Origin of the sequence: Enterococcus sp. AZ062, from assembly GCF_051715065.1 — a bacterium.
GTDB classification, from domain to species: domain Bacteria; phylum Bacillota; class Bacilli; order Lactobacillales; family Enterococcaceae; genus Enterococcus_B; species Enterococcus_B mundtii.
The window spans coordinates 1,445,326-1,460,261 of sequence record NZ_JBIOTB010000001.1; the positions used below are offsets into that span (position 1 = coordinate 1,445,326).

A 14,936-nucleotide genomic window follows, 5' to 3' on the forward strand; every position below is an offset into this window, starting at 1 on the left:
TGGAATAAAATAAATTCAAGAATATAATTATTGGAATTTTATGAAGAAATATTCTAATATTAAATTGTACTTGTTTTTTTATAATAGTTATTTTAGGTTATCACTTAAAAGTGAACGAAGGTTTACACCGTTCTCATGTCAAATAATTACTATAAATCAACAAGTATCTTTTGTTTTCTGAATAGTAAGAATATTTTTGCTATTTAAAAATGACAAGGAAAGATTGAGGTGATGTTATACTATTTGAATTTTACATTTCAACTATAGATTGAGGAGAAAATAAATATGCTGCCAGATAAATTAATATTATTATTCATTACAAAAACACAATTTTTACAAATGAAGGTATTAAAAGAAATGAAACATGGAGCAGTCTCAATAAAAAAGCTGGAAGATGAAATGGATCTAACAAAAAGACAAGCAAGAAAGATACTTCAAAATTTGATGAGAGAATATGGAGAAATCGGATTCTCAAAAAAAACGCACACCTCTTTGATTCTAGATAAAGATGAATTGCGCTGTATGCCACAACTAACCGATACGGAATATCTCGAATTGATCAATATTTTCCAAGAAAGATATTTTGCAGAATCAAATTTATATCAGACATTGTTATATGTGTTGGAAAAAAGGAAATTCAGTGTTTCAGATATTGCAAAATATCTAATCTATAGTGAGTCACATGTATACAAACTTTTAGGAAAGTTGAAAGAATTGTTTCAATTATTAAAAATCGATATTCGATTGATGAAGATCAATGAAACATTGATTGAATTAACAGGTAGTGAATCTACTATACGTATGTTGCATTATCTGGGGATTGCTGTCATTTCAAAAGGAAACTATTGGCTGTTCAAAACGATTACTCAAGAAGAAGTGATCGATTTCCGGTTGTCAATCAACTTTGATCATTACGAAAATTTATCTCCGCTTGGGAAAAAGCGTATCAACTATTTATTAGCGGTCAGTTTGATATCATTGAAAAACGGGTACCAAATCCATGATCTACCCTCAGAACTCGTAGAGCTAGGAGAAACAGTCTATAAGGAGGAGATGGATGCGTGTTTAGAAAAGCTGACTGTCAAAAAGATGATAGATGGAACAAATTCACGAAATGAATGTATCCATTTCGCCTTTCTATCCAACTATTTTGCACAAGATTTAAATAAGAAAGAAGAAAAAGAAGAACTGGGGAGAAAGCTAGGGGAGCTAAAGAAGAATTCGATCGTCACCAAATGTAAAAAATTACTTATGTGCATGATTGATTACTTTCATATACCAGAAACGATTTTTTATCAATTACTCTATTATTTGACAAACAAATTAGTCACTATCCATCATTTGGAATTATATAAATTTATGCCTATATACCATGATGCACTACCAACAAATCGTTATGGGTCCTATATAGAGCGTTGCATCGATAAAAACTTAAAATCTTACCAAAATGAGCCTTCTTACAATCACATCAAAAATAGTTTTGTGCAAGTCATCTTAGGAAGCTTGGTCTCCAACAGTCTTAAATCTGAACATAAAGTTTATGTGGAATTTTTTAACCTTCCAGAATCTAAAAATATAGTCGAAAATGTTATTACACATTACTACAATAATAAACGAATAAAAATCGTAGAATCGTATCATCATGCTGATATCGTTATTTCGGATACCCATGGATACGAAGATAAAGATTTATTTTATTTTAAGCATATCTCAGATAAGGATTCATGGACGAGGTTGGGATCGTATTTTAATAAAGTCATCGTAAATACGTACAAATTTTGACCACCGATTGACTAAATAACATAAACAGATACGATGAATCGAAGTTATTTGCCAAATCTGTTTATCATCTCTTGGTTTAAATGAACAATAACTGAATAATAGTTTTGCTTTTCACAAGATATAAATATCTATATATAAGTATTTATTTGTATGTAATACCCTATATTGTGATTTATCGAACAATATAGGGTTGCTATTTTTAAATAAGTTATTATGCTATAAAAATAATGTAACAAAAAAATATTGGAAGGAAGGTATGATATGAAAAAAAGATTATTGGGTAGTGTGGTATTGGTTTTAAGTCTAGGAGGAATAATTTTTGGTGCGACAAAAGATGTTTCTGCACATGGGTATGTAAGGGAGCCAATTAGTCGAGGATACCAAGGGTCATTAGATGCCCGCACCAACTGGACTGCAGCATTTCAGAAGTATGGGGCAGTGATCAATGAGCCACAATCTTTAGAAGCATTGAAAGGCTTCCCAGCAGCAGGACCAGCGGATGGACGAATTGCTTCTGCAAATGGCGCATTAGGTTTTCAGTTAGATCAACAAACAGCAACTTTATGGACAAAGCAAGATATCAGTACTGGTCCTAATAATTTCACTTGGCATTTTACGGCAAATCACCGGACTGCGAAATATCATTACTACATCACGAAAAATGGTTGGGATCAAAACAAACCACTTGCGAGAGAAGATCTAGAACTATTATCGGAAATCGATGGTGGCGGACAATCTTCTGCGAATATTAGCGCAACGCACACAGTCAATATTCCAGAAGACCGAATGGGGTATCACGTTATTTTAGCAATTTGGGATATTAGTGATACTGCGAATGCCTTTTACAATGTGATTGATGCGAATATCAAAAGTAATGGAGCAATACCAGTCGTACCAAATAAACCAACAAATGTCAGAGCAGTGAATACGACAAAACAGTCAGTTTCACTTTCTTGGGATGCACAAGCAGCTGCTGAAAAATACAATGTGTATCGTGATGGTCAACTGATTACTACAACTTCTGCGAACAACTATCAAGATAATCAATTAACAGCAAATACCACGTACAAGTACGAAATCGAAGCAGTATCGTTTACCGGACAAGTATCTGAAAAAAGTGATGCGCTTCAGGTAACAACGTTAGCAGATAACGAAGTAGAAGTGCCAACAAGACCAGGTAACTTACATTCAATGGGAGAAACAGTGAACTCAATCTCATTGATGTGGAATCCTTCTAGCCACTCTGCAGGAATCAAAACATATGAAATCTATAGAGATGGCCAATTAGTTGGTCAAACTGCAAATACAACTTATCTAGATACTGGATTGAATGCTGGGACTCAGTATGCGTATACAATCAGAGCAGTGAGTAATGATTCTATTCGATCAGAGGACAGCAACCGTTTAGTGATTTCAACAAAAACAAATGAAATTGCGCCACCAAGTGAACATCGTCAATTTGAATTAGGAAGTTTAACTAATCCTGTGTTGTACACAAAAGATGAAATCATCTTCCATGAGGGGAAACTGTATACAACATTAGTGACTCATTTTAATTATGGTGATCCATCTTGGGCGCCAGATAGTGCAGCTAGTTTATTTAGAATTAAATAACTTTTAAAAGTCTTTTAGCCTTTTGGATTATTTTAGGATTCTAATAGAATAACTTTTTTGTAGAAAGCTTAAAAACATCAGAGGGCCATTTATTGTAGATAAATAAAAACAGTGGTATATCGTTATTAATTACGCCTTAGAGAGGCTATACAATTTGTATAGCCTCTTTTTTCTTGTTATCTCTCAAATCTAAGATCTATAAAAAAACTTTAAAAAAACTTCGTCTTCTAAAGAAATTTTTTTCTCTAAGTCGGGAAATACAATACCTCGAAATAAAAAAACATATTGTTTATAGTGAAGTTGTTATGTGAAAGGGGGAAGGTAAGTGGAAGAGATTCTTGAACGATTAATATCGAATGATTACAAAAAACGTGTCGTATTTATCTTGAATACTTTAGAGAGAAGAAAAAATGTGACCGTTCAATATCTTGCAAAAAGTCTCAAAGTAACTAGAAGAACGATTACCAATGATTTAAAAACGATTCAAGATGAATTTTCCGACACAATTGAAATATTGACTTCCTATAAAGGGGTCAGCATGTTTGTATTGAACCATTTTAAGTTATTCGAGAAAAAAAAATCTTATTACATGAATGAAGACTTAGTAAAAGTGACAACAAGTATCCTTACAGGTGAACTGAAGCAGGTGATCGATTGGAGCTGGGAATTACACTACTGTGAGAAAACAGTGATCCAAAAAATGCGAAAGCTAAAGAAAATCTGCCATCAATATGGTTTGAATTTAAAACTTTCACCGGTTGAATTTATAGGGAAAGAAATCAGAATCAGAAAACTGTTTATTGATCTTTACATTAAATCAGCATATCTAGAAATCGAAGATTATTGCCCCTATAAAAATGAAATGGAAGAAATAACCAAAATCGTTTTGGCGTTATGTTCGGATGTTTCCCAATCAATCACAAAGAAAATACTTGCTTTAACTTTTATCCGGTTTGGAAAAGACAAATTATATATCCAGTCGCGATTGTTAGATTGGTTTAGAAACAATCCCTTAACGAATCAATTATTCGTTGAATTTATTCAATTAGATTGTTTCAAGACCTACTCTAAAGAAGTCATTTTTGAAGAATGTTGTTTTATAGCTTGTATGATCCATTTACATGAATGTTATTACACAGAGATTGAAAAACACAATAAAGGATTTGCAGAATACTTTGGTTTTTCTGAGACAGTCAAACATTTGGTTTTAGATCTCAAGAGTGTTCTGGGGAATCGGATCCAAGTTGATAATGAGCAACTGTATTCAATTGTCAATTGCTTTTTATTTCAAGAGAAAATCAAACAGGAACTTGAAATTGATTTTTCATATAACGATGAAGAATCGGCGATACTGATTGATTCAATCAACCGGCGACTATATAAAGAAATGAATACAGTCATCAAAAGAAATAAAGCGATCCAAAAGAATTTCCTGCAAAAAAGGTGTGCTTCATCATTTACTTCTGACTTATTACTTTTCTTATATACGAACAAGGCATGTGAAGTTTTAAGTACAGTAGTTGTTGCATTGAAACGAGGATTTTTAACGGATTTTGCTTTAAATGAAATTATTGAAAGATATCTACACACCAGAGCAAGCATCATGTACCAGGAACAATTGGAAACCATTGAAAATCCACTTGATGTAGATATATTAGTGACAAATATACTACCATTTCCGTATCAAGTTGGTGATAAAACCAAAATGTTTTATCTACCAGAAAAAGCAGATATTGACCGAACGATGGACATCGTTTCAGACTTGCTCGTTACGGATTTTAGATAATAACAAAGATCACTTATGTCGTTTAGGAGGGCAAGTTGAAAAACTCAAAGACTTGGTATTATAAATTACTTTTACTATTTTTATTTCTTGTATTCGCGTATACGGCAAATCGGACCATCCTGATTTACGAGAATTTCCGACAACAGACAGAAGATATCGCACAAGTCTTGGTTCGCACAATCGATCAATTTGGACTAGAAGTCAGTCGCTTTGAGTTTGACTTTAGTTATAGTTTAGCAAGTATTATTGGTACATTGACAATCGTGGGGGGGCTTGCTCTTGGTATCTTGTATCACTCAGGTATGCCGAAACATACAGAGTTTGAATATGGAAGTGCCAGATGGGGCAACAAAAAAGACATCAAGCCGATGATGGATAAAAAAAAAGACAACAATATCATTCTCACAAAAAGTGAATCGCTGTCTATGTCTGGTCGTATGAAGATCACTAAATCTAATAACTTTAATCGGAATAAGAATGTGATCGTAGTAGGAGGAGCCGGGTCAGGTAAAACAAGATTCTATGTGAAACCTAATTTGATGCAACTGCATTCCTCTTATGTCGTCAGTGATTCTAAAGGACTCTTGTTAAGTGAAACAGCAACGATGTTTAAAGAAGCAGGTTATGAAATCAAGGTTTTTGACTTGATCACGCGGGAAAATACAGATTATTATAATCCTTTTACTTACATCCGGACCGAAGACGATATTTTAAAAGTCGTCAACAACTTGATCAAAAATACTTCAGATCCTGAAAAAAAGGGTGGCGATGATTTTTGGGAAAAAGCTGAAACGGCCTTATTGATGGCTACGTTTAGTTATCTTTTACAAGAAGTTGATGAGGAAGATCAAACATTGACGAACGTCGTTGAAATGGTCCGCTTAGCAAACTGTCCAGAGGATGTGCCTGATTATGTTTCCCCACTGGATGTGATTTTCAATGAACTTGAAGAAAAAGATCCTGCCAACTTTGCAGTCGCGCAATACAAAATTTTCAAACTAGCGGGGGATCGCACCGCAAAAAGTATTTTAGTCAGCTTAGGAGTGCGATTATCGCCTTTTGATATTCCGAACATCAAAAAAATCGTGAGTAAAGATACTTTAGCACTTGACACTGTGGGTGACAAAAAAACGATCATCTATATTTTATTATCAGATACAGATACGAGTTTCAATTTCTTAGCAAGTATGTTGTACCAACAATTATTCGATAGTTTAGTGTACAAAGCAGACAATGTCTACAAAGGTCGTCTACCACATCATGTGCGATGTGTCTTAGATGAATTTGCCAATATTGGACAGATTCCAGACTTTGAAAAAGTGATTTCAGTGATTCGAAGTCGCGAGATATCGGTCAATGTGATCTTACAAAACATCAGTCAGCTTAAAAATTTATATAAAGATACTTGGGAAACAATCATCGGGACCAGTGACGTTTTTCTGTATTTAGGTGGAATGGAGTTAAGTACGCATGAGTATATCTCCAAATTACTAGGGAAGAAAACGATCCAGCACAAGAACATCAGTATCACCAAAGGTAGTAATGGGAACTACAGTGAGAACTATCAAAAAATGGGTCGAAATTTATTGGATGTAGATGAAGTGGCGAACCTAAGTGGAACAAAAGCGATTTTGAAGATTCGTGGAATAGTTCCGTTTATATCAGAAAAATATGATATTACCAAACATAAAAATTATAAAAAACTAGGAGATGTGACTCCAGAGAATTGGTACGAACGAAATCAATCACCGAAAAACGAAGAGGAGAATGGATAGAAATGAACAATAATCAACAATTATTACAGGATGTATTTAATTTGATTTCAAGATTTACGATGGTTGGCGGAGGATTATGGATCATTTGGGGAACCGTGATCTTAGCTGGTGCGTTAAAAGATAAAAATGGTCCGCAACTACAACAAGGGATCTGGCAAGTCGTCGGCGGTGCATTGATTTTAGTTGCCGCAGTTTGGTTCGTGACCGCATTTGATGTCGGCTCACTTTTAAGTAGGTAGAAAATTTTTTATAGAAAGAAGGTTAATCAGTGCGCTCAGCGATAATGATGCTATTTGATCGAATGATGGAATATTTGAATGGGGACAATATTGCAGAAACCTTAAGCCGTGGTTTGCAAGATTACATGGCAGATGCCTATCGAGTAGCAGGAATCATCCAACAAACGATCATAGCTCCAGTTGCATTTTCAATACTAGCGATATTCATCTTATTTGAATTTCAAAAAATTTCTTTAAAAGTAGAGAATGCAGGTGGTGCTCCAACTTTGGGATTTGAAATGATCATGAAAGCATTTGTAAAATTTATTATTTGTTATATTGTCATCTTAAGAATCCAAGTGATTCTCGATGCCATTGTCGCATTAGGGGCAATGTTAGCAGGGCAAATAATGGCCCTAAATAGAGATGATTTTTTAAGTTCTTATCGCAATGTAGTCAATTCAGCAGTAAGCAATCTTTCGTGGTGGGAAGTAATGGTCGTATTAATGATTTTTGTTGTTCTATTTTTAGTTTCTTTAGTAGTAGGGGTCTTTATCAATGTCATCGTTTATATAAGATTTTTTGAATTATATATATTCAGTGCGATTGCTCCTATTTCGATGGCGGCATTACCCCATCAAGAGTTTTCATCGATGGCAAAAGGATTTTTCAAGAATTTTGCAGCTTCCTCCTTACATGCTGTAATGATCGCATTAGTATTGACCATTTATCCTTTGATTTTTGTGAATTTCTTAAATAGTCATAGGAGTGGCATGTGGTCGCTGATTTTTGGTTTGACGATTTACATGATTGCTTTGATGTTTGCAATAAATAAGACAAAAGGATGGGCGAAAATGATTGTATCCGCCTCATAGAAAGGAATAAAAGCAATGGCAATTGAAGTCAAAGTCCATAAAGATGTACGTGAATATAAAGAACGGATCGTAGCAGGTATGAGCGTACGACAATTAGGCTTTCTGTCTGTGGCGGTGTTGACTAACATCGTGATCAGTTTTGTGTTTGTGCGCTTTTTTGGTTACTCCATGGACGTGATCAGTTGGCTGATGATTCTCGTTTCAATGCCAATCGTCGCTTTTGGGTGGCTAAAAAAAGAGGGACTGCCTTTTGAACGCTATTTGAAATACTATTTTATTTACCATTTTGATCAAGGAGTAGTTGTTTATGAAGAATCTGATACGTCCCAATTTCATGAAGGTGAACTTCAGGCAAAACAAGAATAAAAAAAATATGCAAGAAGAAAAAAAATCTTTTTTACTTTATGAAGAAATCTATGATAACGGTATTTGTTTAATTACTGAGAATGAATACTCAATAACGATCCATATTGACGATATCAGTTATCAACTTTGTTCCGAAGAACAACGTATGCAGATATTCATTAAATATTGTGAGTTCCTAAATTCTTTGGAAGCTTCCATTGATTACAAAGTCACGTTAGTAAAAAAGAAAAAAACAGTCGAAGAATTGACTCATGTGCTGTTTAAAGAAAAAAATGAACAATATGATGATAAGTACCGCCAAGAAATGAATGACTATCTAACAGCGAAAATCAACGAAAAGAAGAATGCGTTTGAAAAGAAAATTTTTATTACGTTTACTCAAAAACATGAGAATCAGGAATTTGCGGAAAGAGAGTTATTCTTGATTGCCGATCAATTGGATCTATTCGCTCGAAAAATTGGTTCGACCATCCATATTTTAAAAGGGGAAGAACGTAAAGAATTGATCGGTCAAATCATAAATAATGAGAATCATACATTACTACCGAAACAAGTCGATCTCAAATTAGATAAGCGCCTGATCAAGATCGATGACAAACTAAATCAGACCCTCTATTTGAATGGTTACCCTGCCGAACTATCTGATGAATGCTTAACAGGTCTTATGGAGATCGATGAAGAAATCACTCTTACGGTTAGTTGCAGGCCGATACCGATGGCAAGCAGTTTCGACTTAGTAAAGACTAAAATGGCTTACATGGATCAGCAAAAAGTGGATGAACAGCGAAAAGCCTTAAATAGTGGGTACGATTATGACATGCTACCCTATGACCTGACTTATTCCCTGGATGAAGCAAAAGAGCTTTTAGATTCATTACAAAGTAAAAGCCAGAAACTATTTGAAGTAACTGTGTTGATCAATTTCTCCGCAGAGAATCAGGATAACTTAAATAAAATCGCGAGTAAAATCAAGTCGGTAGGGCGAAGATTTGGTTGCACGATCATTGAACTAGCGTATTTACAAAAATTTGCTTTAAATACAATATTACCAATAGGAAAGAATCATGTTCCTTTAAATCGCTTATTGGCAACTTCTGCGGTTTCGGCGTTGATGCCATTTTCGATTTCTGAAATGCTTCATGAGAATGGCAATTATTATGGGATCAATTCTGTGACAAAAAATCTGACGATTCTTGATCGGAAAAAACTAATGGCGCCCAATGGGTTTGTCTTGGGCACACCAGGATCAGGTAAGAGTTTCTCTGTCAAACGGGAAATCGTCAATGTTTTACTGAGAAACGCCAAAGACGAAGTGATCGTCATTGATCCTGAATCAGAATATCAGCATATTTGCTCGGAATTTGATGGTCAAATGGTTCGGTTGGCTGGTAATTCAAACACCTGCATCAATCCGATGGATATCAATAGTAACTATGGCGATGATGCAGACCCGATCGCTTTAAAAACACAGTTTTTGATTTCACTTTGTGAGTTGATCACGGGGGGGATTTTAGGGCTATCTTCCCAACAAAAGACGATCATCGACCGAGTATGCCGAAAAATTTACCAAGAACAGACACAGTTGCCGACATTAAAAGATTTTTATACGGCGCTAAATGCACAGCCAGAAGAAGAGGCAAAGCAATTGGCGATTGAATTGGAACTTTATACAGAAGGTAGTCTAGCGCTATTTTCCAAACAAACGAACGTGGATTTAAATAAACGTTTGGTCATTTTCGACATCAAAGATTTAGGGAAACAACTCAAACCATTCGGAATGTTGGTCGTTTTAGATCAAATTTGGAATCGAATCACATTAAATCGAGAATCAGGAATCCGTACATGGTTATATATAGATGAATTACAGTTGCTCTTTACAAATGAATATTCAGAAAATTATTTCTTTGAATTGTGGAGTAGAGCAAGAAAATGGGGGGCTATACCGACAGGGATCACCCAAAATGTCGAGACGCTATTATTGTCGGATCTAGCCAGAAGAATGCTTTCTAATAGCGATTTCGTTGTCATGTTCAATCAAGCAAAATCTGATCGCTCAGAGTTGACTCGTTTATTCGATATATCGGAAGAGCAGGAAAAGTATGTTTTAAATGGGAGTGAAGGTACTGGTTTGATGGTGTTTGGGGACACGATCATTCCATTTGAAGACCGACTGCCTAAAGAGACGAAACTCTATCAAATCATGACAACTAAACCTGGTGAAGAGGTAAAAACAAAGCAAGATTATGAATGAAACATACGAGGGGAATAAACAAGAAAACAACAAGCAGCAAGATCTGTTATCGATCAAATTGAAACGTGTCAGTACGAAAGAGCAAAAAAAGAAAGCACTGAAAAAACGACTCCGATTCAAAAAACGTCAACAAAAATTAGCGAGAAAAAAAAGAGATAGCTTACAGCTGAAAAATAGAAATATCGTTGATTTCAAACAACATATGGTGAATAGCCAGTCAAGAAAAGAGCCATTAAGTAAAGGCGCAACAAGCAAAAAACCATATGCTAGTCATTTTAAAAAGCGTCATCTTATAACAAATAAAAAAAAGTTAAACAAGATCAATAGTAACAAACAACATAGTACCACAAGAGAAAAGGCCTATTTCATAAAGAATAAACATCGCTCTCCTAAAGAAATCAATCATGCGCTTTTAGGAATAAAAAAAAGACAAACTTCACCCAATCATAGTGGGACGAATCAGCGAAGTCAGCTCTCTACTGAAAAAATCAATAAACAAAAATTAGGATCAAAAAAATTCTATCATAAGAAACAAGAAAAACTAGGTAAAAATGTTCTCAATCTATCTGGCATAAAGAATACACTTACTACGAATAAGCAGACCAGAGCAAAGAAGCTTGAAGAGAAACTATTCGGCATCAAAGACAAACTTGAACGTAAACATCAAGTGTTAAGTAACTCCAACAAAGTTAAACGATTAAAAAAGCAAACAAAAATGCCATCGAAAAAAAAATTCAAACCCAAACTGAAAAAAAATCTGGCACAAACGGCCATAGACACAGTTGGCAGGAACAAAGATGGCGAATTGAATATTCTTGGAGTTCTTTTAGTCTTATTTATTATTCTCAAACTGATCCTCATGTTGTTGTCCGTCAAAGTAATGATGATCTTGGCGGTCGTCATCGTCGTTATCGTCGTGATTATCGCCATCTTTAATTTTATCGCTAGTATATTTACTATAAAAACGGAAGATATGGCATTAGCAGAGGCGTATGAGCATGTCACACTTTTGGATGCCAGAAAGAACAAAGAAGTGCAACAAGTTTTTGAAGATTTTTCAGAAAATTCTGAAATCGAAGAAGTATATTTTGTTGTAAATGGTGTTGCAAGACCAGATAACAATTTTATCTATAGCTCTGATGCAGATACGTACCTCTATTACCTGAATGCAAAATATGAAGATTATAACATCAGTAAACGTATCTCAGCGAGTAGCAATATCTTTGGTGCAACAAGAGTTCGTGGAGAAGTAGAAGGAATCCATGGGTATACCTTTAGTTACACAACGAAAATCGAAACAAGAGAAGTACCAATTATTTATCCTGATGAGACTGATCCAGAAGAGGATGGATCGGAAGACTCTGAAGACGATGATGAATCAGAAGAAGCTGATGGTTCGGAAGAAGACGAGGACTCAGAAGAAGAACCGGATGATTCAGAAGAAGATGAGGACTCGGAAGAAGAAGCAGATGATTCAGAAGAAGATGAGGATCCAGAAGAAGAAGCGGATGATTCGGAAGAAGATGAGGACTTAGAAGAAGCGGATGATTCAGAAGAAGATGAGGACTCAGAAGAAGAACCGGATGATTCAGAAGAAGATGAGGACTTAGAAGAAGCGGATGATTCAGAAGAAGATGAGGACTCAGAAGAAGAAGCGGATGATTCAGAAGAAGATGAGGACTCAGAAGAAGAACCGAATGATTCCGAAGAAAATCAAACGAATGACACTCTAAATGGAGACCAACCCGCTACCCCTCGTAATGAAGAAGATCGTCCAACGCATCGTACGATAAAAGTGGCGTTGATCAATATTGAGATCAAAACAATCAGTCAGTTTATTGATGAAAATTCAGATACGCTGACAGAGGAAGAACTAGATAAGTTTGGACCGATCCAAGAATTGGACCGATTTGAGAATAAAGTATTTTTGCAAAGTCCTTTTGGCATGAACCAAGACGCCATCGTTGTTCAAAAATATGGCTATCGAGGATCAAATGACAGAAATAGACATGATCATATCGAGCTGTTGGCTGAGCCTGGCACGCCTGTCTATGGCATCGATAATTCTGGATCAGGAAGAGTACATGCTGCTGGCAACGATTATGTCACTATCAATACTTCTTTGAGCAAAAGAGTTGTGTTGTCTCCATTAAAAAATGTCCGAGTGAGAAATGGTGAGTGGATAGATGCCGATACAATCGTAGGAGAAACCACAGGGAATTTAAAGGTTGAAGTCATTGAACGTCGAACATTCTGGCCAAACAGACATATTTATCCATCTGCTTATATTTTTGATCTGGAATTTCAATATCCTTCTGAGATAGAAGGATTTACACATCATTCTTCAAGAACGATCTCAGGAAGTCTTAAAAATCCTGGACAAATGATTTTACAATGGGAACATCTTGTTCGAGAAGCTTGTGAAAAGTATGGGATTCCAGAGTATGTCAACATGATTTTGGCAATCATCCAAGTAGAATCCGGTGGTGATGCAGAAAGATTCCCTGATATTATGCAGGCTAGTGAGTCACAAGGTTTGTCTCCTAATACGATTGATGATCCAGAACTATCAATTGATCGAGGAACCCACTATTTTGCCCAATTATTAAGCAAAGCGAGAGACTTACATCTTGATGATCGTGCGGCTCTTCAAGCCTATAACTACGGAGAAGACTTTTTAAACTGGTTAGCAACTACCAATAACCAATATAGCTTCTTTCATGCAGAGTTATATGCAAGAGAAAAAAGCAACAGACAGACTGTTACTTATACCCATCCAGTAGCGTTAGCATATGGATTTTCATGGCGATATGCTTACGGAAATATGTTCTATGTACCTATAGTAACTAACTATCTATGGCTCGAAAACTCAGATTTCCTTGAGACTGCAATCAATGAGATTGGCACGATCCAAGGAGAGAAGTACTGGCGATGGTATGGGTTTGAAGGAAGAGTAGAGTGGTGTGCGATCTTTGTGAGTTGGGTAGCAGATCAAGTAGGGTATCTCAACCAAGAAAAAATAATCAAGTCTGCTAACTGTTTACAAATGATCAACTGGTTAACTGAAAAAGGGAACTATAAGAAAGCTTCAGAGAACTATCATCCACAACCAGGTGATTTGATTTTCTTTGATTGGAATGGAGGTGGTACTGGAAAAGATCACGTTGGGATCGTAGAGTTTACAGATGGTAATATCATCCAGACCGTCGAAGGTAATACTGCTGATAAAGTAGCTAGAAGGACCTATTTTATCAATGATCCAAGCATTTCAGGTTACGGTATTCTTCAATAAAGAGAGAAAGAGATAAACAATGAAACAAATAAAAAATATAGTTGAGTCAAAAGAAGGAAAAAGAATCGTGTTTATAGCTATCGGCATTTTCATCACCATGTTCAGTTTTATTTTTTACTCGCTATTTTTTCATAGCGGTACGAATGAAAACTCGGAAGGTACCGCTAGTAGTAAGCCTTTGTCTGCAAGCGAGCAAAGAAAAGAGGACCTAAATTTAGTAGAAAGAAATGAAGCCTTAGTTTATAGAGGTATTTGGTATTCTGATCGAGCGGATGGCATGGTTTTGGAATTAAAAAATGACGGAACTTATCAAAGTACCAGTTGGCTCACAACGGGTCAGTATCGCTTAGTAGATACAAAGCTTGTTCTGACGGACAAAGAGAAAGAGGAAGTTTCTTTTGAGCTGATGACAAGGTTAGGCGAAACGATTTTCTTTTATGAAGACAATGAAGGGAACACGACCTATTTCTATCCTAGTGTTGCATTGATGGAAAGGGCCAAAGAAATTATTGATTCCAGTGGGGAAGAAATCGATGAGATAATCAGTCAAAAATGGAATGACGTGTTACTTCAAGGTAGTTGGACGGGAACGACGATGAATAGTCAAGTGTTGATTGATTTTACAGAAGACACATTTGTCCAAAGAAAAGTGGAAGACGGAAACGAAATAAGTCGAATTTTTTACTATCGCGTCATTTCTGAAGATATTTCTGAGACGCTATGTGTACTTGAACTATCAGTCACAGATGAAAATTCAGCAGTGATGACATTTGAGGTCACCTTAGAAGAGACACAATTCGGTTATCGCATGCATTCCCTCCCAGGGATGTTTTTATGGGTAAATGATTACGAAAAACCACATCAAGCTGTGCGATTAACTCAAACAGGTATTTTTAGAGAAGAAAATTCATCTTTAGAACAATTACTTGAACATCGCTTGAATGGTTAATCGACTCTAAAAAATTCTTCATTGAATG

Annotated in this window: 10 protein-coding genes; all 10 read left to right on the top strand. The window is 35.6% G+C overall.

From position 1 onward, the window contains the following. The first annotated feature begins 285 nt into the window (after positions 1-285). The 10 genes from IGJ00_RS07010 (at position 286) to IGJ00_RS07055 (ending at position 14,908) form a co-directional block, all read left to right on the top strand. Positions 286-1,782, top strand: coding sequence for a helix-turn-helix domain-containing protein (locus IGJ00_RS07010; protein ID WP_438844244.1), 1,497 nt, complete (start codon positions 286-288; stop codon positions 1,780-1,782). A gap of 261 nt (positions 1,783-2,043) precedes the next feature. Continuing rightward, positions 2,044-3,396, top strand: a complete 1,353-nt coding sequence (locus tag IGJ00_RS07015; protein ID WP_438844245.1) for a lytic polysaccharide monooxygenase — start codon at positions 2,044-2,046, stop codon at positions 3,394-3,396. Between the two features lie 325 nt (positions 3,397-3,721). Further along, positions 3,722-5,182, top strand: coding sequence for an HTH domain-containing protein (locus IGJ00_RS07020; protein WP_081367473.1), 1,461 nt, complete (start codon positions 3,722-3,724; stop codon positions 5,180-5,182). A gap of 35 nt (positions 5,183-5,217) precedes the next feature. Beyond that, positions 5,218-6,957: a VirD4-like conjugal transfer protein, CD1115 family gene (locus IGJ00_RS07025; protein ID WP_071867948.1), complete on the top strand. Its 1,740-nt coding sequence runs from the start codon at positions 5,218-5,220 to the stop codon at positions 6,955-6,957. Positions 6,958-6,959: 2 nt separating this feature from the next. Beyond that, on the top strand, positions 6,960-7,196 hold the full coding sequence (locus IGJ00_RS07030) for a hypothetical protein (RefSeq protein ID WP_010735554.1): 237 nt from the start codon (positions 6,960-6,962) through the stop codon (positions 7,194-7,196). A 29-nt stretch (positions 7,197-7,225) separates the two neighbouring features. Then, the gene (locus tag IGJ00_RS07035) at positions 7,226-8,050 is read left to right on the top strand and encodes a hypothetical protein (protein WP_071867947.1); all 825 of its coding nucleotides are present in this window, start codon (positions 7,226-7,228) and stop codon (positions 8,048-8,050) included. A gap of 15 nt (positions 8,051-8,065) precedes the next feature. Further along, positions 8,066-8,416: a PrgI family protein gene (locus IGJ00_RS07040; RefSeq protein WP_071867946.1), complete on the top strand. Its 351-nt coding sequence runs from the start codon at positions 8,066-8,068 to the stop codon at positions 8,414-8,416. Continuing rightward, entirely contained in the window at positions 8,358-10,667 is a 2,310-nt protein-coding gene (locus IGJ00_RS07045; protein ID WP_086334623.1) for a VirB4-like conjugal transfer ATPase, CD1110 family, read from the top strand. Before IGJ00_RS07040 ends, IGJ00_RS07045 begins: the two co-directional genes overlap by 59 nt. Continuing rightward, positions 10,660-13,959: a lysozyme family protein gene (locus IGJ00_RS07050; protein WP_438844246.1), complete on the top strand. Its 3,300-nt coding sequence runs from the start codon at positions 10,660-10,662 to the stop codon at positions 13,957-13,959. The genes IGJ00_RS07045 and IGJ00_RS07050 overlap by 8 nt, the downstream gene beginning before the upstream one ends. Before the next feature lie 19 nt (positions 13,960-13,978). Further along, on the top strand, positions 13,979-14,908 hold the full coding sequence (locus tag IGJ00_RS07055) for a hypothetical protein (RefSeq protein ID WP_071867944.1): 930 nt from the start codon (positions 13,979-13,981) through the stop codon (positions 14,906-14,908). Positions 14,909-14,936 lie beyond the last annotated feature (28 nt).